Origin of the sequence: Pseudomonas sp. J380, from assembly GCF_009827115.1 — a bacterium.
GTDB lineage: Bacteria > Pseudomonadota > Gammaproteobacteria > Pseudomonadales > Pseudomonadaceae > Aquipseudomonas > Aquipseudomonas paracarnis.
Genome location: NZ_CP043060.1, coordinates 791033 through 808711, shown reverse-complemented (window position 1 = coordinate 808711; position 17679 = coordinate 791033). Strand labels below are relative to the sequence as shown.

Here is a 17679-nt window from a genome sequence, read left to right as displayed (position 1 = left end):
CCCATGAATCCGGTACAGACCCAGCAACTGGCGCAGATCGCCCAACGGGCAGCCAATGCCCCGCACGGTCAACGCACCGCCATTTACAAGGCCGGTGCAGCCGAGCTGGGTGTTTCCCTTCAAACCCTGCAGCGCAAGCTGAGGGAGGTAGCGGTGAGCAAACCCCGTAAACGTCGCAGCGATGCAGGTAACAGCGCCTTGCCTTTGGATGAAGCACGGATGATCTCGTCGGTATTGCTGGAGTCCATCCGCGCCAACAACAAGCAGCTGTCTACCATTGAGCGCGCTGTTGAGCGTCTGCGCAGTAACAATCTGATTCTGGCTGGCCGTATAGATGAAGGCTCGGGTGAGTTTCGCCCGTTGACTAACAGCGCTATCAGCCGCGCTCTGCGTGCGTACAAACTGCACCCCGAGCAGCTGCTGCACGATGCACCCGCCGTATCGCTTGCCAGCAAGCACCCCAACCATGTTTGGCAGGTCGATGCCTCTATCTCGACACAGTTCTATCTGGCAGACGATGGCGCTCGGGTGATGAAGCAGGCTGAGTTCTACGATGGCAAACCGGGCAACCTCAAGAAGATTGAGCGTCAGCGCCTATGGCGTTACGTGATCACCGACCACACTAGCGGCACGCTGTATGTCGAGTACGTACTGGGCGCGGAGTCGGCTGAGAACCTGTGCACCGTATTGATCAATGCCATGCAGAAGCGCCACGAATCTGACCCATTCCACGGCGTGCCCTGGATGCTGATGACCGACCCTGGCGCAGCCATGACCAGCGGTATCTTCCGCAACCTGTGCCGCGCCATGTCCATCGAATTGATCATTAACCAGGTCGGCAACGCACGGGCCAAGGGGCAGGTGGAGCAGGCCCACAACATCGTTGAGCGCGAATTCGAAAGCGCCTTGAAGTTCCAGGCTGCAACCAGCCTTGAACAGATTAATAGCTGGGCCGGTGAGTGGATGCGTTACTTCAATGCAACCTCCATTCATACCCGGACACGCCGCAGCCGTTATGGCGTGTGGCAGTTGATCAAGCAAGACGAACTGCGTCTGGCGCCGGGCATTGAGGTTTGCCGCGAGCTGGCGGTCAGCACGCCAGAGGAACGCAAGGTCAGCAACCTGCTGCGCGTTTCGTTTCGCGGGGACCAGTTCGACGTCAGCTCGGTGCCGGAAGTTATGGTTGGCGAAAAGCTGCTGATCACCCGCAATTGCTGGCGCGACAAAGATTCTGCGGTTGTCGTTATGACCGGCGCAGATGGCCGCGAGCATTACCACGTAGTCGAGCGGATCGGCATGGATCAGTTCGGCTTCGCACAGACCTCGGCGACCATCGGCGAGCAGTACAAGCGTCACGCAGATACCCCGGCGCAAGTCTCGCGCAATCTGCTGGAACAAATTGCTACCGGCACCACTAGCAAGGCTGATGCCGAAGCCGCCCGCAAGGCTAAAACCTTGCCTTTCGGTGGCCTGATCGACCCACACAAACATGTCACCGACACCGTGCTACCGGCGTACCTACCACGCCGTGGCACATCCCTGAACGTCAACGCCCCGATTGTCGAGCATGCACTGCTGTCGCACGTCGAGGCTGCGAAATTGCTGCGCCCACGAATGGCAAACCTTTGGTCAGCCGAAAGCTTCAGCTGGCTGCAGCAGCACTACCCGGAGGGCATTGCCCAAGACCAGCTTGATGCCATTGAGGCTGAGCTGAAACGGCCTGTAGAGGTCATGCGCAACCCGCTCAGCCTGGTTCGGGCGGCGGTTGGAGGTGAGTGATGTTGAAACTTAAACACGTTTTACAGGGGGTGGGCCGATCTCAATCGGCCTTGGCCGAATCGCTGAAGCTCAGCGAGGCCTCTATTGCCCAGTTGCTGAACCACGGCCAATGGCCGCGCAGCCTGGACAGCGCCGACCTGCAGGGGCGCATTCGTGTGTTCTTGACCGAGTCCGGCGCCAACGATGCCGATATCGCTAACGCCTTTGAAGAAGTGGACCTGCCGTGCGCCAACACGACAGATCCGGCCCTTAAAGAAGAGCCGTCCGGGGAGGACGAACCTATGTTACTGCCAAAACAAACCCTGCTGCCAACTACTCGTAAGGCATTCAGTCTGTTCCGCGACCCCTTTGATGAACTTTCCTGCGCCAAGGACATGTGGATCAGCCCGGATATTCGCTACGTTCGCGAGGTGATGTACCAGACCGCAAAGCACGGTGGCTTCCTGGCAGTTCAGGGGGAATCAGGTGCGGGCAAAAGCACTTTGCGCCGCGACCTGGTGAACCGAATCGCTGAGAACAATGACCCGGTGTTGATCATTGAGCCCTATGTGCTGGCCTCCGAAGATAACGACACCAAAGGCAAATCGCTGAAAAGCACTCACATTGCCGAGGCAATGATGGCGCGGGTCTCGCCCCTGACCAAACCCAAGAACAGCCCCGAGGCACGCTTTGCCCAGCTGCACAAAGTGTTGAAAGAGTCCCACGCCGCAGGCTATCGCCACTGTCTGGTGATCGAGGAGGCCCATAGCCTGCCGATTCCAACGCTCAAGCACCTCAAGCGCATCCTGGAGCTGGAGTCCGGTTTCACCAAGCTGGTCAGCATCATCATGATCGGCCAGCCGGAGCTGAGCGTGAAACTGAGCGAGCGCAACGCAGATGTACGTGAAGTGGTGCAGCGGTGCGAGCGGATCATGCTGCCGCCAATCGAAGGCGCACTGCTGGAGGAGTTTCTGAAATTCCGCTTTGAGCGCGCAGGCAAGCCGCTGGCCGAGGTGATCGATGCCGGAGGCATTGATGCTATTGCGACCCGTCTTTCGCTACCTGGGCGCAATGGGAGCCGAGACACGGCGGTCTCGCTGTTGTATCCGCTGGCAATCGGCAACCTGCTGATCGCCGCGATGAACCTGGCCGCGAGTTTGGGCGCGCCCCTTGTAACCGCCGACATTGTGAAGGGGGTGTGAGATGGCCGCTTTATACCTCGTAGGTGTGCAAGTGGAGGAGCGGACCAGCGTTTTGGCTGAAAACTTCACTGTAAAGCTCTCGGCTTACAACGAACTGACCCGCGATATCCGAAACGCCGGTATTGGGATAAAGCACCTGGTGCTGCTGGACAACAAGATCTTTATCGAACCGGGCGATGTTGAGCTGTTCCTGCGGCGGTTTGGTCATGAACTGCGCGGGATGCGTTACTCGCCTGCAGGTCGGTTTACGCGCAACACCGTGACGGTACGGGGCGTTGATGTGGCTTGGTACAGCTTGGTTAAGGAGCAGGACCAATGAACAGCCAGCTCGATATCAAGTGTGACACCTGTGCTGTCCCACTAACAGTAACCACAGAGTCTGCAGCTCATGACAACAACCTGATTGATATCGTGGTTAGTTGCGAATCATGCGGTTGCACCCTCAATGCTTTCGTCTGTATCGATGAAATGCGTGTGCTGAATAAAGGTCGGGAGCAAGAGCTATGAGCGAAGTCATTGTTCACGCCTGCTCGACCCTGTGTAACCCGAATCTTCTCACTGACAAGCAGGTACGCGATGAACTCAAACACGCTACCGGTGAACTGTTCAGGAAAGACCTGCAGATCATTGAGCTGAAAGAGTACGTCAACAAACTGGATCGCATCCTGGTCAAGTTGGCCCAGTTGCAGGTCGCGGGTAGCTACAGCGAAATCCACAGCGAGTTGCAACGACTCGCCGCCCACTATCAGCAACAGAAGGCGGCGCGGGCCGCAAGGTCGGTGCACTGATGAATCACGCCCTCGGTATTTCGATTAAAGCCCTGAAAGCGGCTGTTGAATCCGAAACCCCAGCGTTGTTCTGGCAGGAAACCATGAAGCATTTGGTGGTGCTGCTGGATCATGCCGAGCAGGTGCCTGATTCAGCTCGGTCGCTAGAAGCGGCCCATACGGCCATTGCTGGTGGTCGCTTCTCGGACGCTATTCAACATCTGCACCAGGTTATCAGCCACCTGCACGCCGAGTGCAGCGAACACGTCACCCAGTTGGCCGGTTTGGTAACGGCCTTTGACGCCGCACTGAGTCTGCGCCCCGACCTATGGCTGGAGATCGGCTTTAACAGCGTCGTTGGCTGGATGATCACCGTTTACGACAAAACTGGTGGGGTTGAGCGGGTTGTTGTACAGGCTCAAGGCGTGAGCGCCGATGAAACCTGCCAATGGGCCACCTTGCATCTTCAAGCTCTTACAAAGGAGAGCGACCATGTCTGATACCGATATCCAGCAGGGCTATATGCGTAACGCCATGGGGCACTTGGTCCCTGAGGGCCAGGTGCGCGACCAAGACAAGCTGCGCGACCAGGTGGCCCGCGAGCTTGCAGAAGCGGCCAAGGCGCTAAGCCTGGCGCTGAAGGACTTCAAGAAAAAATCCCTCGGCGACGTGGCTGACTTAATCAGCATTGCCGGTGAGCGCTACGGCGTTCAGATGGGCGGCAAGAAGGGCAATGTGACCATCGCCACGTATGACGGCCAATACAAGGTGCAGCGCTCATATGCCGACCGGCTGACGTTCACCGAGGAAATGGAAGTGGCAAAGGTGCTGGTTTATGACTGCATCCGAGCTTGGAGCAAGGGGGCAGACACTCATCTGATGGCTATCGTCGACCGGGTGTTCAGCCCCAACCGTAGTGGGCAGATCAAAACCTCCGATGTCCTGGACTTGTTACGCCTGGAGATAGATGACGATAACTGGAAGGCCGCTATGAAGGCCGTGAAGGACTCCATCATGGTCTCGGGCAGTGCCGTTTACATCCGCGTGTATGAGCGGATCGGCGACTCGGACAACTACAAAGCAATCCCTCTCGACCTGGCGGTGGTGTGACATGCATATATCTAAAGATGGTCCCACTATCGCTTTGCACAAAATACCGAAAAGCGTTTGGTTCTGTTTCTGCGTCTGGTGGTCGCTCCTAGCCCTTAACCAGGGGCTCGAACTGGTGCTGACGCTGAGTGATTTTGGTTGCTCTGTCGAACAGATCGAACTTGCCATACCCAGTCCCGTGCACAGGAGCATCTGATATGAGCCAGACGCTGATTGAGTTTCAGGATCACCACCAGGACTTCCTGGTGTGGACCGTCGATGAGGCTGGCATCGTCACCGGAAGCTGGCCTTACCACTCCGGCCTGTGGACTGGAGTAAGAGTCGTAAACCTGGCAAGCCTTAAGGTGGGCAGTTTGGTGGAGTTTCTCCGCGCTGGGGATACCCGTGACCAATGCATTAAGTACCCGGTGCGTTCGATACAACCGCTGGTACCGGTAGAGGTTTCGGTACGACAGGACGGTGATGGTTACGTTACCGGCACTGTGCGGGGCAAGCGTGTGTCTTGCACCCATGACTATGAATACCCAGTGAAGCGCCTGGCTGAAAAGCTCTTTCCAGGCGTGTCCGCTGGCGTTGAACGCCTGCCATGCACACCTGTTGGGCGCCTGCATAGCAAGTGGCGTATCACCCCTCTGGAGGGTATGTGACATGGCCGATCAAGTGACTGTAACCACCCGCGACCCAGAGGTCGTAGAGATCCTCAAATGGCTTCAGCAGTGGCATTCCAATCATGTCCAGAAACTGCAGATGATTGTGCAGGCGCCAGCCGATACCGAGTTGGTATTACGCGGCGCAAATGGACAGCAAGTCCTGCTTGTGGGCGATGAACGCAAAGGCTTCAAGGCGGGCTGCGCCACGGCCCTTGATCTGTTTGGCAAGTTCCCACTGACGGTGACGAAGAACGTCAGCCGCGACACAGATTCGGAGGAAAAGTGACATGGACAACAACCGCACTCTGGAGAAAATCAAGAAGTGCCTGGAGATGGCCAAGTCCAAAACCAGCAATCCGCACGAAGCTGAAACCGCGCTGCGCCAAGCGCACAAGCTGATGGAAATGTACAACCTGGAAGTGGGTGACGTACTTGCCAGCATGGCGAGCGAACACACGATTCTTGCGGGCTCGGAGGGTTCGCCTCCTGTCTGGCGTGTGCGTCTTGCGCAAGTCTGTGCAGATGCGTTCGGCACCATGATCCTTATTTCCAACCCTCAGTGGAGTGCTGCTCGCTTCATCTTTATTGGCTGTTCAGCCGCGCCGGAACTGTCCGGCTACGCATACCAAGTGCTGGCTCGTCAGCTACAAAAGGCCCGTCGTGACTTTTTGGACACACAAAAGCGTTGCAAACGCTCTACGAAGGTCGCCAGAGGGGATGCCTTCGCCAATGGTTGGTTGGATGCAGTTCACAGCAAAATTCAGGCGTTTGCGGGCGTAGAAGACAACATCGCCGAAGCGATTGACGCCTTCATGAAAAAACATCATCCAGACGTAAAAAGCGTTGAACTCAAGCGGCGCAAGGTCAAAGCGCGCAATGAGGGCGCCGGTGACGCGGGCTATGAAGCGGGCAAGTCCGCCCAACTGCACCAGGCGGTGAACCATCAGCCTCGCGCACGCTTGACCATGGGGGGTTTGACATGAGCGCTGCAGAAAAGAAGTACGACACCCTAGTAGTTGAAGGCTTGGGTAATGAAGTGCCTCGGGCAATCGGCGAAGGGCGAGTGGCCGCGTGGTCTTCGGGTCATGCACTGGACGACAAACTCGAAATGGAGGACTTCATCCGCGAATTGTCTTACGGCGACATTGAAGATCCGCAGCAGGCCGCTATTGAGCTGATGAGGCGACAAAAATGGGCATGAACAGCACGGGGAAACTCTCAGCCGGTGTACTGGAGTTCCTGGCGATCTGCGATCAATGCCAGCGCCCCCGTAACACTGGTAATCACGCCAAATGCAGCAAGATCCGGCAACGGATTCATGCCGCTCGTAACCAGCAGAACGGCAACACACGCTCGATGAAAGGAGGTGACCAGTGAAAGCCGCGCCGTCCAACCCGAACCGCCTGCGTCTGATCAAGCTGATCCACGTTGCTCGACGCGAGTTGCGCATGGATGACGATACCTATCGCCTCCTGTTAGCTGGCATGACGGGATTGGACGGCGCTACGTCCACCGCTGACTTGAGCGTTCCAAACCTGCATAAGGTTTTGGAACAGCTCAAGCAGCGTGGCTTCAAGGTTCGGCCAAACAAAGCACAGAAACGTCCAATGGCTGACGACGCTCAATCAAAGAAGATTCGCTCATTGTGGTTGGAACTACATGGCCTGGGCGCCGTGCGCGATCCTTCTGAGGCAGCGTTGGCGAAGTTTGTACAAAGCATGACCCGCGTCTCAGCACTGCAATGGCTATCCACTGCTCAGGGAAGCCGGGTGATTGAAAATCTGAAGCAATGGTATAACCGCGTAGCCGACAAGGAGGCTATATGAAAGACCCTTGCAGCGCTCCGGGCGAACTACTCCAAGCTCTGGCAGCCCACGTGGCTGAATCTGCCAGGCAAACATTAAGCCTCAGTCCAGAGGTTGCCGAGGCGCACGGCAATGAGGTTGCGATGCACATGGCGGCTGTGTGGGGAGGCCAGGTGCTGTACATCCCGAAAGGCGTCCACCTGCAAGCTTCGAAGTTGCACCTGCAAATCTTTGATGAATGGACAGGCCATAACCAGCGCGAGATCGCCATGAAACACAATCTCTCGGTGCAGTTTGTCTATAAAGTGGTAAAAAGGATGCGACTGGCGGTCATAGCCCGTAATCAAGGGGACCTATTTGCATCGGATGACGAGGAATAAAGGGAGGGCTGGCCGGGGACAAACCGGCTGGTCAGGCTTCAAAGGTCAGTTGCTCACACCGTAATAGAATTGCAATTCCTGATCACCTTCTCCCGGTTTCTCCCGGAGTGTCCCATGATTACCTCGCTCACCCCCCTCCATTTAACTCACTCCTAAACACTTTCAATGCTTCATTGCACTTTACCCGCGCAAGTCACGGGCGTCGTCACCTGGCCCTGAAACTCAGAGGATCAGGCAAGTAATCCACTCAAATGCACTACAGAAGCCCTGCCGTCACCCGGAAAATGTGCGAACACTTCACGAGGAACACCCCTATGAAACGCCTCTTGCTCGCCCTGGGTTTGTTGGTGACTTCTCTTTCTTCATTTGGAGCCGATATGTCTAACGGTGCGGATAACTTCTACAGCAGCGACACAGTGACGGCCGAACCTGTCACCTTCAACAATCAATACGGCATGCAGGTCGCAGGCACGCTGCTCATGCCCAGGCACCTTGCCCCAGGCTCAAAGCACGCAGCCCTGGTCGTCGGCCACCCGATGGGCGCCGTCAAAGAGCAAAGCGCCAACCTCTACGCCACCAAAATGGCTGAACAGGGCTTCGTGACCCTGTCCCTGGACCTGTCGTTCTGGGGCCAAAGCGCCGGCACACCACGCAACGCGGTGTTGCCCGACCTCTACGTTGAAGACTTCAGCGCCGCCGTGGACTTTCTCGGCACTCGCCCACAGGTCGACCGGGAACGCATCGGTGCCATCGGCATTTGTGGCAGCGGCAGTTTTGTGATCAGTGCTGCGAAGATCGATCCGCGTCTCAAGGCAATCGCCACCGTCAGCATGTACGACATGGGCGCGGCCAACCGCAATGGCCTCAAGCACGGCATGACCTTGCAACAGCGCCAGCAGATCCTGCGCCAGGCCGCCAACCAGCGCTATGTAGAGTTCCAGGGCGGCGAGACCCTCTACACCGGTGGCACGCCGCAGAGCCTTACCGGCGACCCGGTCGGCGACGAGTTCTACGACTTCTACCGCACCCCCCGCGGCGAAGTCACCCCGGCAGGCGCCTCATCGCAGATCACCACCCGGCCGACGCTGACCAGTAACGTCAAGTTCATGAACTTCTACCCCTTCAACGATATCGAGACGATCTCGCCGCGCCCACTGCTGCTGATTACCGGGGCCAACGCGCACTCCCGTGAATTCAGTGAAGACGCCTATCAACGCGCCGCCGAGCCCAAGCAATTGCTGATCATCCCCAACGCCGGCCATGTAGACCTGTACGACCGCGTCGAACTGATCCCGTTTGACACGCTCACCACCTTCTTCCAGAGCCACTTGCAGTGAGCTCCGTTATCCCTCAACCGCAACGCTGGGGCGCGGTGCTGGCGATGTCGCTCGCGGCGTTTGCCTTGGTCGCCTCCGAGTTCATGCCGGTCAGCCTGCTCACACCGCTGGCCGCTGACTTGCACATCACTGAAGGCCAGGCCGGCCAGGGCATTTCCGTGTCCGGGGTGTTTGCCTTGCTCACCAGCCTGGTGATCGCGGCGGTTGCCGCGAGGATGGATCGCAAGCGCCTGCTGATGGCCCTGACCCTGCTGATGATCCTCTCTGGCAGCGTGGTGGCGTTCGCACCGAATTACGCGGTGTTCATGTTCGGGCGCGCATTGATTGGGGTGGCGATTGGCGGTTTCTGGTCGCTGTCGGCGGCCACGGCAATGCGCCTGGTCGAGCCCGCCCAAGTGCCAAGGGCCTTGGCCATCGTCAACGGTGGCAACGCCCTGGCGACGGTGATCGCGGCGCCGCTGGGCAGCTTTCTTGGCGGCCTGATTGGCTGGCGCGGCGCATTTTTTTGCGTGGTGCCGGTCGCCGTGATTGCGCTGGCCTGGCTGTGGCTGAGCTTGCCTGCGCTCAAGCACAGCGGCGCAGCGAACACCGGCAATGCGCTGCGCCTGCTGAAAAACTCCAAGGTGGCCGTGGGCATGTGCGCCGTCAGCCTGTTCTTCATGGGCCAATTCATGCTGTTCACTTACTTGCGGCCATTCCTGGAAGGCGTGACCCGGGTCGAGGTGTCCACCCTGTCGCTGATGCTGCTGGTGCTCGGCCTGGCCGGCCTGGCGGGTACGGTGTTGATTGAGCATTTGCTCAAGCGTCACCTGTACCCGACGCTGATTGCCATTCCGTTGATCATGGCCGGCATTGCCCTTGCGCTGGTGGGGTTCGGCGGTTCAGCGATTGTCACCACTCTGCTGTTGGGCTGCTGGGGCCTGGTAGCGACAGCTGCACCGGTTGGCTGGTGGACATGGCTGGCGCGCACCTTGCCCGACGACGCTGAGGCCGGCGGGGGGTTGATGGTCGCCATCATCCAGTTGGCGATTGCCGCCGGTGCCACCGTCGGTGGTGTGGCATTCGACTTGAGCGGTTATCAGGCCACCTTCGAGTTGAGCGCCGCCTTGCTGGTAGTCGCCACACTGCTGGCTTACCTGGCATCCCGGCGCCCTGCTCACGCGCGCATGGCGAGCGACGCTATTTGAAAAAATGACTCGGCGTTTTGCCAAACTGTTTCTTGAACATGCTGGTAAAAGCGCTGGGGCTTTCGTAGCCCAATTCAAACGCCACATCAATGATCTTCTCCCCCACCGCAATGCGCTCCAGCGCCAGCAGCAACCGCGCCTGCTGGCGCCATTGGCCGAAGGTCATGCCGGTTTCCTTACGGAACAGGCGCTGGATGGTGGTCTGGTCCAATCCCAACCGCGCACTCCAGTCGGCCACGGTGGAGGCATCACTCGGTTCATCCTGCAACGCCAGGCAGATCGGGCTCAGGCGCGGGTCCGCAGGCTGCGGCAAAGACAGCGGCAAAGCCGGCAGGATAGCCAGTTCATCAAGAATCAGGTGCATGATCCTCGCGTCGCGTGAATCCTCGGCATACGGCGGTTTCAGGCTCACCGAGGCCTTGATAAGTTCACTCAGCAACGGCGAGACCGTCACCGTCTTGGGCTCGGCCGGCAGGTTGGGGAAGCTGTCCGGGCGCACGAACACGCTGCGCATCTTCAGCGTACCCACGCAACGCAGTGAGTGAACTTGACCGCAAGGCATCCAGAAGCCACGATTGGGCGGCACCGTCCATTGCCTCAGGGCCGAGTACACCACCATCACACCGCCAATGGCGTACAGCAGTTGGTGCTTGTTGTGGCTGTGTTCGGGGATCACCCAGTTTTCGGGGTAATCAGTGGCCGAGCTGATGACGGCCCAGTCGCCCTCATCGATTTCTCGCAGAAATTTATCCAGTGATTTGATCATTTCGCCCTTTTTGCGATGGTTTCTGCCCGAATTGCGCGAGACAGGCATTGGCGCCGAATCTAGCATAAACGCCGAGTCCAGATGGAGTGGCGGTTCACATCACCGCCGCCCGCCTCCACGCCTGTCAGCTGCCTTGTACGGAATGCCCGCATGTCCACAGTCACAGCGTCACCCGCCGCACCTTCGACCAGCCCGCAAGTAAGCCCCTTAGTCATGCGCGTCTTGGGCGCCTGTGCCCTGGCGCACCTGATCAATGACTTGATCCAGGCTGTGCTGCCATCGATCTACCCGATGCTCAAGGCCAACTACGGCCTGAGCTTCACCCAGGTCGGCCTGATCACCCTGACCTTCCAGTTGACCGCCTCCCTGCTGCAACCGTGGATCGGCTACCACACCGACCGCCACCCCAAACCCTGGTTATTACCAGCGGGCATGGTGTGCACCTTGATCGGCATCCTGATGCTGGCCTTTGTCGGCAACTTCCCGGCGATATTGCTCGCGGCGGCGCTGGTGGGTGTGGGCTCATCGACCTTCCACCCGGAAACCTCCCGCGTCGCACGCCTGGCTTCCGGTGGGCGCTACGGCTTGGCGCAATCGACCTTCCAGGTCGGCGGCAACACCGGCAGCGCTTTCGGCCCGTTGCTGGCGGCGGCGATCATCATTCCCTACGGCCAAAGCCACATTGCCTGGTTCGGCCTGTTTGCGGTGTTCGCCATCCTGGTGCTGTACGGTTTGAGCCGCTGGTACCGCCACCACCTCAACCTGTTCAAGCTCAAGCAAGGCAGCCAGGCGACCCACGGTTTGTCCAAAGGCCGCGTGACCTTCGCCCTGGTGGTATTGGCTGTGCTGGTGTTCTCCAAATACTGGTACATGACCAGCCTGACCAGTTACTTCACGTTCTACCTGATCGAGAAATTCCAGCTGTCGGTAGCCAGCTCGCAGATGTACCTGTTCCTGTTCCTCGGCGCAGTGGCCGTGGGCACCTTCGCCGGCGGCCCGATCGGCGACAAGATCGGCCGCAAGAAAGTCATCTGGTTCTCGATCCTCGGCGCCGCACCGTTCACCCTGGCCCTGCCCTACGTCGACCTGTTCTGGACCGCCGTACTCAGCGTGGTCATCGGCTTTATCATCGCCTCGGCGTTCTCGGCCATCGTGGTGTTTGCCCAGGAATTGGTGCCGGGCAATGTGGGCATGATCGCCGGGATATTCTTCGGCCTGATGTTCGGCTTCAGCGGGATCGGCGCGGCGCTGCTCGGGATGCTCGCTGACCATCACGGCATCGAATACGTGTACAAGCTGTGCTCGTTCCTGCCGCTGGTGGGTATCCTGACGGTGCTGCTGCCTTCTACCAAGGGGGTCTGATTGGTTGGGCTGGACTGCAAGCCAACGGGTACCTGACTGACTCCACGCCCCCCAAATGTGGGAGCGGGCTTGCTCGCGAAGACGGTGGCACAACCTATGAGGTTCTTGACTGTCACACCGCCTTCGCGAGCAAGCCCGCACCCACAGCGCATCGCTGGCCACGTAAGCTACCCCCCAGCCGTGCTACAGGTCATGACCGACCCTCACACTGCGCCCGGTCTTCACCGACTCCAACGCACAATCAGCCAGATGCAACGCATACAGGCCATCGCGCATACTGGTGGGCAACTCGCGCCCCTCGTTCAACGCATCGATGAACTGCGTCAGCTCATTGCGATACGCATCCGCGTAACGCTCAAGGAAAAAATGCTGCAACGGCTCCAGCGCTTCGGTGTGCTCAGCGCTCCAATGGCGCACGGTGCTGGGCCGGTGATTGTCGGTCAGCAGCACGCCGCTGGCGCCGGAAACTTCTACGCGCTGGTCATAGCCATACACCGCCTGGCGGCAGCAGTTGATATGGCATTGTTTGCCCGAAGCGGTGCGTAGCAAAACCATGACGCTGTCGTAGTCGTCGATCTGCTCCAGGGTCGGGTCCACCAGGCGACTGGCGAAGGCGCTGACTTCTACCGGTTCCTCGCCGAGCAAATGGCGAGCGGTGTCAAAGTCATGGATGGTCATGTCGCGCAGGATCCCGCCAGAGTGTTCCAGATAGTCACGCGGTGCCAGGCCAGGGTCGCGACTGGTGATGATCACCTGGCGCACGACGCCGATCTGGCCGGCGTCCAGCGCCTGGCGCAGGCGCAGCATGTCTGGGTCGAAGCGCCGGTTGAAACCGAGCATTACCTTGCCGCCCTGGCGCTCCACGGTTTGCGCCGCGCTGCGCGCCTTGGCGATGTCCAGGTCGATGGGTTTTTCGCAGAGCACCGCCTTGCCCTGGGCCACCGCAGCCAGCAACAGGTCGATGTGGGTGTCGGTGGGCGTGCCGATCACCACCGCATCGATGTCCTCGCGGCTCAGCACGGCGGCGCAGTCATACGCGGCTTCACACCCCAACTGGGTGCTCAAGGCATCGACACCTGCGCGCCAGGGATCGGCCACCAGCGCCAGCGTGGCATTGGGATGGGCGGCAACGTTGGCGGCATGGATCTTGGCGATGCGCCCGGCACCTAGAACGGCGATACGTAGCATGGTCGAACTCCTGGATTGTTATTGGATGTGGTATTTCAGCGCTTCAGTCCGGCAGGTTGAACGGCGTGACGATCTGCACCTGTGACGGCGCAATCGGCCCGGCCTTCCAGAGCCGGTGGTAGTGCAGGATGTGCAGGAATACGTGGCGGGCATCGATCTGCAGGTTGTGATCGATGATCGCCGCGACTTTTTCTTCCCTCAGCAGTTGGCGGTTTTCTTCGTCAAGGTCGTGGCCGATGAACACCTCCAATGGACGGTCCTGGGCGGTAAACGCGTCGACAATTGCGCGGTTGCCACCGCCGACGCTGTACACCGCCTTCAGCCCGGGGTGCTGGAGCAAGGCTTGGGTCACTCGCTCAAAGGTGCGCTCATACACGCCGTAGCCGCCGCTGATATCCAGTACTCGCAGGTACTCGGCGCGGCCACGCAGCCAGGTACGAAAACCCATCTCGCGCTCTTCTTCGCCGCGGAACAATTCGCTGCCGATAACCACCGCCACGTCCTGCGCCTCGGTCGGCAGCCAGCGCGACATCAGGTAGGCCGCTGTCTGGCCGGCCGTGCGATTGTCCATGCCCACATAGCCGATGCGCTCGCTTTGGGGCAGGTCGGTGACCAAGGTCACCACCGGAATACCGGCCGCAATCAGCTGCTTGACGGCCAGGTTCACCGCCGGCTCATCCGCAGCCTTGAGCACCACGCCCTGGCTGCCCGTGTCGAGGCAGCGCAGCAGTTGGTCATGCATGGCCTGGGGCTCGATCTCCTCGAACAGGTGAAAACGTGGCGCGATGCGAAACGGTGCCAGGCTGGCCAATTGGCCAACGATCGCCGCCTGCACCGCCGCGCTGAAACGCTGGGGCGTGTGCATGATCACGTCCACATGGAAGGTACGCCCCACGGCCAAGCCATTTTTTTCCTGGGATTCCAACTCCTCCAATGCCTGCTCGATACGCCGCCGTGTCTGGGCGTGCACGCTGCCGCGCTGGTGCAACACGCGGTCCACCGTGGCCTTGCTGACGCCAGCCTGGGTGGCGAGTTGCTTGATGGAAAAGTGTTTTGCGCGTTCGAGCATGGGTTTCGCCTGAGGTGTTTTTGAGGTCTTTTTTGGGCGTTATTGAGGTTTTGCAATGCTAGTCTCAGTTTTGCCCGGCGTCGAGCCGGGCCAGCAAAACAACAAAAATTCCAGGAGAACCCCAATGCCCCACACCGATCTTGCGACCTCGTTCAGCGGCCAATACTTTGTCGTCACCGGCAGCACCCAGGGCCTCGGCGCGGCGGTGGCCCATACCCTGGCTCGCCGTGGTGCGGCCGGGCTGATCATTTGCGGGCGTCGCCGTACCGAGGGCGACGCGCAGGTGCGCCAGCTGGCCCAGTTGGATTGCCAGGCATTTTTTGTCGAGGCCGACCTGGAAAAGGTCGAAGACTGCCGCGCTATCATCGAAGCAGCGCGCGTCCATTTCGGCACCTTGCACGGCTTGGTGAACTGCGCCGGCATGTCTGACCGCGGCACCATTCTCGACACCTCGCCGGAGCTGTTCGAGCGCTTGTTTGCGGTCAATGTACGGGCGCCGTTTTTCCTCATGCAGGAAGCGTTGAAGCTGATGATCAGCAACGGTGTCGCAGGTGCGGTCGTCAATATCCAGAGCGTTACCGGCCATGGTGGGCAATCGTTCTTGAGTGCCTACGCGGCGTCCAAGGGCGCGCTGGCGATCCTGACCAAGAACGTAGCGTTCAGTGCCTTGCGCAACCGCATCCGCGTGAATGGCCTGAACATCGGCTGGATGGACACGCCCCACGAGGATCAGATCCAGCGCCAGTACCACGGCGCCCAGGACGGCTGGCTGGCCGAAGCCGAACGCGCCCAACCGTTTGGGCGCCTGCTCAAGCCCGAAGAGGTGGCGCGCAGCGTGGCATTTTTGCTGTCCGCCGAGTCGGGAATGATGAGCGGCGCGGTCATCGACCTGGAACAGGGCGTGGTCGGCTGCACCGACAGCAGCACCCCGCAACCTCACCAGGCCCTGAGCCTTCCAGGAGGTGTGTGATGTCGGCTTTCGTAAACGGCGACGCGGTGCGCCTGGCCGACTTCAGCCGGATCTGTGCGCAGCGCACCAACGCCAGCGACTACCCGCTGTGCCTTGAGGTACAAGGCAGTGTGCCGATCTATCAGGCCCACACCTTGCGCAACAGCGACCGCCTGGTCGTCATGAACGAGCTGCATTACCTGTTCCGTGACGGGCCCGGCGTAATGGTGGTGCGCCAAGCCTATGAAGACCTGGAAGTGGTGGACCGCCACAGCCAGGTCTTCGACGCGATCTTTGCCCATGAAGCCGCCCAAGGCGTGGCTGCCGATCACTTTGCCAAGGCCGGTAGCAATGGCAGGATCTGGAACGCGTTGCAGAAGGCGGCCTTACAGTCCCCCGAGTCTTTTGCCGAGTACTACGCCAACCCTCTGCTGGGGTTGATTGCCGAAGCCTGGTTGGGGCCGGGCTTTCAAGTCACGGCGCAAGTCAATGTGGTGCATCCAGGTGGCCAGGCGCAGCAGCCGCACCGTGACTATCACCTGGGTTTTCAGACCAACGATGTGGTCGAACGTTTTCCGCTGCCGCTGCATGCGCTGTCCCAACATTTGACGTTGCAAGGTGCTATCGCACACTCGGATATGCCGCTGGAAACCGGCCCCACCCAACTGCTGCCCTTTTCCCAGCAGTACGCCTTGGGGTACCTGGCGTGGCGTCGCACGGAGTTTATCGACTACTTCCAGCAACACGCGGTGCAATTGCCGCTGAACAAGGGCGACTTGCTGTTCTTCAACCCGGCGCTGTTCCATGCCGCCGGCACCAACCGCACGGCCGATCGCCAGCGCATGGCTAACCTGCTGCAAATCTCCTCGGCGTTCGGCAAGCCGATGGAAGCCATCGACCGCGACCGCATGATGCTGGCGGTGTACCCGGTGCTGCTCGCCAACCCCAACCTGGATGCCCACGCCGTGGTCGCCTGTACCGCAGACGGGTACTCCTTCCCCACCAACCTCGACACCGACCCACCCTTGAGGGGCCTGGCCCCACAAACCGGGCAACAGCTGATGCTGCAAGCCCTCGACGAACGCTGGCCGTGCTCGGACTTCGCCGCCGCCGTGGTGCAGCTACGGGCCAAACGCCAAGCGTAAACCGCCCTGCTTTGACAACAACAAAAACAACGGAGCAAAACCATGAAGAAGCAACTCCTTGCGGCACTGTTAGTCCTGGCGTTCAGCCCTTGGGCGCTGGCCGACATTCGCATCGGCGTGAGCATCGCCCAGGTGGACGACGTATTCCTCGCACAAATGCGCGACTACATGGCCGCCCACGCCAGGGAACTGCCCGATGTCACCCTGCAGTTTGAAGACGCCCAGGGCGATGTGGTGCGACAACTCAATCAGGTGCAAAACTTCACCGCCCAGGGCATGGACGCGATTATCGTCAACGCGGTGGACACAGCGGCCACCCAGAAGATGACGCTCAATGCCCAGCAGGCCAAGATCCCGCTGGTGTACGTCAACCGCCGCCCGGAGTTCAAGGAGGTACCAGCGGGCGTGGGCTATGTCGGTTCGGACGAGATCAAGGCCGGCGAAATCCAGATGCGCTACCTGGCCGAGAAAATGGGCGGCAAGGGCAACCTGGCGATCATGCTCGGGCTGCTGTCCAACAACGCCACCCATAACCGCACGCTGGGGGTGAAGAGCGTGCTGAAGGACTACCCCGACATCAAGATCGTCGAGGAGCAAAGCGCCGAATGGCAGCGTGGCAAGGCGATTGACCTGATGAACAACTGGATCGTATCAGGGCGCAAAATCGATGCCGTGGCCGCGAATGCCGATGAAATGGCGATTGGCGCGGCCATGGCTATCAGCCAGGCAGGCATGCAGCCGGGTAAGGACATCCTAGTGGCCGGCAGTGACGGCGGCGCAGCGGGATTGGACGCGGTGAAAAAAGGCCAGTTGTTGGTCACGGTGTACCAGGACAACAAGGGCCAGGCAGTGGGTTCCATCGACCTGGCGGTGAAGATGGTCAAGCAGCAGCCGTACACGGCGGAGCTGACGATTCCTTATCAGCAGATCACCAAGGACAACTACCAAGCGTTCCTTAATCCCTGAAGGCCGCGCACTACCCATGGCAAGGGAGCTTGCGCCCT

General features: G+C 59.7%; 22 protein-coding genes. 19 read left to right on the top strand and 3 right to left on the bottom strand.

What is annotated here, in order from left to right:
* Positions 1-3 precede the first annotated feature (3 nt).
* The 15 genes from FXO12_RS03720 to FXO12_RS03650 all read left to right on the top strand — a co-directional run bounded on the left by FXO12_RS03720 (position 4) and on the right by FXO12_RS03650 (position 10196).
* Positions 4-1779 (top strand): DDE-type integrase/transposase/recombinase, encoded by a 1776-nt coding sequence (locus FXO12_RS03720; RefSeq protein ID WP_160049531.1) that lies wholly within the window; start codon positions 4-6, stop codon positions 1777-1779.
* A complete protein-coding gene (locus tag FXO12_RS03715; protein WP_160049530.1) occupies positions 1779-2960 on the top strand; it encodes an ExeA family protein in 1182 nt (393 codons plus the stop codon). The genes FXO12_RS03720 and FXO12_RS03715 overlap by 1 nt, the downstream gene beginning before the upstream one ends.
* 1 nt (position 2961) lies before the next feature.
* Positions 2962-3279 carry a hypothetical protein gene (locus FXO12_RS03710; RefSeq protein ID WP_178119858.1) on the top strand — a complete coding sequence of 106 codons (318 nt, stop codon included), beginning with the start codon at positions 2962-2964 and terminating at the stop codon, positions 3277-3279.
* Entirely contained in the window at positions 3276-3467 is a 192-nt protein-coding gene (locus FXO12_RS03705; protein WP_160049529.1) for a hypothetical protein, read from the top strand. The genes FXO12_RS03710 and FXO12_RS03705 overlap by 4 nt, the downstream gene beginning before the upstream one ends.
* Positions 3464-3748 carry a hypothetical protein gene (locus FXO12_RS03700; protein ID WP_256678913.1) on the top strand — a complete coding sequence of 95 codons (285 nt, stop codon included), beginning with the start codon at positions 3464-3466 and terminating at the stop codon, positions 3746-3748. Before FXO12_RS03705 ends, FXO12_RS03700 begins: the two co-directional genes overlap by 4 nt.
* The gene (locus FXO12_RS03695) at positions 3748-4227 is read left to right on the top strand and encodes a hypothetical protein (RefSeq protein WP_160049528.1); all 480 of its coding nucleotides are present in this window, start codon (positions 3748-3750) and stop codon (positions 4225-4227) included. Before FXO12_RS03700 ends, FXO12_RS03695 begins: the two co-directional genes overlap by 1 nt.
* Positions 4220-4837, top strand: coding sequence for a DUF3164 family protein (locus tag FXO12_RS03690; RefSeq protein WP_160049527.1), 618 nt, complete (start codon positions 4220-4222; stop codon positions 4835-4837). The genes FXO12_RS03695 and FXO12_RS03690 overlap by 8 nt, the downstream gene beginning before the upstream one ends.
* Before the next feature lie 197 nt (positions 4838-5034).
* Complete coding sequence (locus FXO12_RS03685; protein ID WP_160049526.1) at positions 5035-5484, top strand: hypothetical protein; 450 nt, start codon at positions 5035-5037, stop codon at positions 5482-5484.
* 1 nt (position 5485) lies between these two features.
* Positions 5486-5773 carry a hypothetical protein gene (locus tag FXO12_RS03680; protein WP_005789429.1) on the top strand — a complete coding sequence of 96 codons (288 nt, stop codon included), beginning with the start codon at positions 5486-5488 and terminating at the stop codon, positions 5771-5773.
* Position 5774: 1 nt separating this feature from the next.
* Positions 5775-6470 carry a DUF2786 domain-containing protein gene (locus FXO12_RS03675; protein WP_160049525.1) on the top strand — a complete coding sequence of 232 codons (696 nt, stop codon included), beginning with the start codon at positions 5775-5777 and terminating at the stop codon, positions 6468-6470.
* Positions 6467-6688: a hypothetical protein gene (locus tag FXO12_RS03670; RefSeq protein ID WP_150073116.1), complete on the top strand. Its 222-nt coding sequence runs from the start codon at positions 6467-6469 to the stop codon at positions 6686-6688. The genes FXO12_RS03675 and FXO12_RS03670 overlap by 4 nt, the downstream gene beginning before the upstream one ends.
* Positions 6689-6860: 172 nt before the next feature.
* A complete protein-coding gene (locus FXO12_RS03665; protein ID WP_160049524.1) occupies positions 6861-7313 on the top strand; it encodes a gp16 family protein in 453 nt (150 codons plus the stop codon).
* Complete coding sequence (locus tag FXO12_RS03660) at positions 7310-7672, top strand: Mor transcription activator family protein (RefSeq protein ID WP_160049523.1); 363 nt, start codon at positions 7310-7312, stop codon at positions 7670-7672. Before FXO12_RS03665 ends, FXO12_RS03660 begins: the two co-directional genes overlap by 4 nt.
* 314 nt (positions 7673-7986) lie before the next feature.
* Positions 7987-9009 (top strand): alpha/beta hydrolase, encoded by a 1023-nt coding sequence (locus FXO12_RS03655; RefSeq protein ID WP_057975768.1) that lies wholly within the window; start codon positions 7987-7989, stop codon positions 9007-9009.
* A complete protein-coding gene (locus tag FXO12_RS03650) occupies positions 9006-10196 on the top strand; it encodes an MFS transporter (protein WP_057975767.1) in 1191 nt (396 codons plus the stop codon). Before FXO12_RS03655 ends, FXO12_RS03650 begins: the two co-directional genes overlap by 4 nt.
* On the opposite strand, the gene FXO12_RS03645 is transcribed toward FXO12_RS03650, so the two are convergent.
* Positions 10189-11010, bottom strand: a complete 822-nt coding sequence (locus FXO12_RS03645) for a helix-turn-helix domain-containing protein (protein WP_014718649.1) — start codon at positions 11008-11010, stop codon at positions 10189-10191. The genes FXO12_RS03650 and FXO12_RS03645 overlap by 8 nt on opposite strands.
* Positions 11011-11112: 102 nt before the next feature.
* On the opposite strand from FXO12_RS03645, the gene FXO12_RS03640 reads away from it, so the two are divergent.
* Positions 11113-12324 (top strand): MFS transporter, encoded by a 1212-nt coding sequence (locus FXO12_RS03640; RefSeq protein ID WP_003190861.1) that lies wholly within the window; start codon positions 11113-11115, stop codon positions 12322-12324.
* Between the two features lie 183 nt (positions 12325-12507).
* On the opposite strand, the gene iolG is transcribed toward FXO12_RS03640, so the two are convergent.
* Both iolG and FXO12_RS03630 read right to left on the bottom strand, forming a co-directional pair.
* Complete coding sequence (gene iolG, locus FXO12_RS03635) at positions 12508-13512, bottom strand: inositol 2-dehydrogenase (RefSeq protein WP_057975766.1); 1005 nt, start codon at positions 13510-13512, stop codon at positions 12508-12510.
* 43 nt (positions 13513-13555) lie between these two features.
* Positions 13556-14581: a LacI family DNA-binding transcriptional regulator gene (locus FXO12_RS03630; RefSeq protein ID WP_057975765.1), complete on the bottom strand. Its 1026-nt coding sequence runs from the start codon at positions 14579-14581 to the stop codon at positions 13556-13558.
* A 124-nt stretch (positions 14582-14705) separates the two neighbouring features.
* On the opposite strand from FXO12_RS03630, the gene FXO12_RS03625 reads away from it, so the two are divergent.
* The 3 genes from FXO12_RS03625 to FXO12_RS03615 are packed head-to-tail and all read left to right on the top strand — an operon-like array spanning position 14706 to position 17641.
* A complete protein-coding gene (locus tag FXO12_RS03625; protein WP_057975764.1) occupies positions 14706-15551 on the top strand; it encodes an SDR family oxidoreductase in 846 nt (281 codons plus the stop codon).
* On the top strand, positions 15551-16675 hold the full coding sequence (locus tag FXO12_RS03620) for a phytanoyl-CoA dioxygenase family protein (RefSeq protein ID WP_057975763.1): 1125 nt from the start codon (positions 15551-15553) through the stop codon (positions 16673-16675). Before FXO12_RS03625 ends, FXO12_RS03620 begins: the two co-directional genes overlap by 1 nt.
* Positions 16676-16717: 42 nt before the next feature.
* Complete coding sequence (locus FXO12_RS03615) at positions 16718-17641, top strand: sugar ABC transporter substrate-binding protein (protein WP_057975762.1); 924 nt, start codon at positions 16718-16720, stop codon at positions 17639-17641.
* The last annotated feature ends 38 nt before the right edge of the window (positions 17642-17679 follow it).

Bases quoted from the DNA above. Each gene is read 5' to 3' on its own strand.
- FXO12_RS03640 (WP_003190861.1), top strand. From the start codon at position 11,113: ATGTCCACAGTCACAGCGTCACCCGCCGCACCTTCGACCAGCCCGCAA.
- FXO12_RS03685 (WP_160049526.1), top strand. From the start codon at position 5,035: ATGAGCCAGACGCTGATTGAGTTTCAGGATCACCACCAGGACTTCCTG.
- FXO12_RS03670 (WP_150073116.1), top strand. From the start codon at position 6,467: ATGAGCGCTGCAGAAAAGAAGTACGACACCCTAGTAGTTGAAGGCTTG.
- FXO12_RS03660 (WP_160049523.1), top strand. From the start codon at position 7,310: ATGAAAGACCCTTGCAGCGCTCCGGGCGAACTACTCCAAGCTCTGGCA.
- FXO12_RS03680 (WP_005789429.1), top strand. From the start codon at position 5,486: ATGGCCGATCAAGTGACTGTAACCACCCGCGACCCAGAGGTCGTAGAG.
- FXO12_RS03690 (WP_160049527.1), top strand. From the start codon at position 4,220: ATGTCTGATACCGATATCCAGCAGGGCTATATGCGTAACGCCATGGGG.
- FXO12_RS03700 (WP_256678913.1), top strand. From the start codon at position 3,464: ATGAGCGAAGTCATTGTTCACGCCTGCTCGACCCTGTGTAACCCGAAT.
- FXO12_RS03615 (WP_057975762.1), top strand. From the start codon at position 16,718: ATGAAGAAGCAACTCCTTGCGGCACTGTTAGTCCTGGCGTTCAGCCCT.
- FXO12_RS03630 (WP_057975765.1), bottom strand. From the start codon at position 14,581: ATGCTCGAACGCGCAAAACACTTTTCCATCAAGCAACTCGCCACCCAG.
- FXO12_RS03645 (WP_014718649.1), bottom strand. From the start codon at position 11,010: ATGCCTGTCTCGCGCAATTCGGGCAGAAACCATCGCAAAAAGGGCGAA.
- FXO12_RS03710 (WP_178119858.1), top strand. From the start codon at position 2,962: ATGGCCGCTTTATACCTCGTAGGTGTGCAAGTGGAGGAGCGGACCAGC.
- FXO12_RS03695 (WP_160049528.1), top strand. From the start codon at position 3,748: ATGAATCACGCCCTCGGTATTTCGATTAAAGCCCTGAAAGCGGCTGTT.
- FXO12_RS03720 (WP_160049531.1), top strand. From the start codon at position 4: ATGAATCCGGTACAGACCCAGCAACTGGCGCAGATCGCCCAACGGGCA.
- FXO12_RS03625 (WP_057975764.1), top strand. From the start codon at position 14,706: ATGCCCCACACCGATCTTGCGACCTCGTTCAGCGGCCAATACTTTGTC.
- FXO12_RS03675 (WP_160049525.1), top strand. From the start codon at position 5,775: ATGGACAACAACCGCACTCTGGAGAAAATCAAGAAGTGCCTGGAGATG.
- FXO12_RS03655 (WP_057975768.1), top strand. From the start codon at position 7,987: ATGAAACGCCTCTTGCTCGCCCTGGGTTTGTTGGTGACTTCTCTTTCT.
- iolG (WP_057975766.1), bottom strand. From the start codon at position 13,512: ATGCTACGTATCGCCGTTCTAGGTGCCGGGCGCATCGCCAAGATCCAT.
- FXO12_RS03715 (WP_160049530.1), top strand. From the start codon at position 1,779: ATGTTGAAACTTAAACACGTTTTACAGGGGGTGGGCCGATCTCAATCG.
- FXO12_RS03705 (WP_160049529.1), top strand. From the start codon at position 3,276: ATGAACAGCCAGCTCGATATCAAGTGTGACACCTGTGCTGTCCCACTA.
- FXO12_RS03620 (WP_057975763.1), top strand. From the start codon at position 15,551: ATGTCGGCTTTCGTAAACGGCGACGCGGTGCGCCTGGCCGACTTCAGC.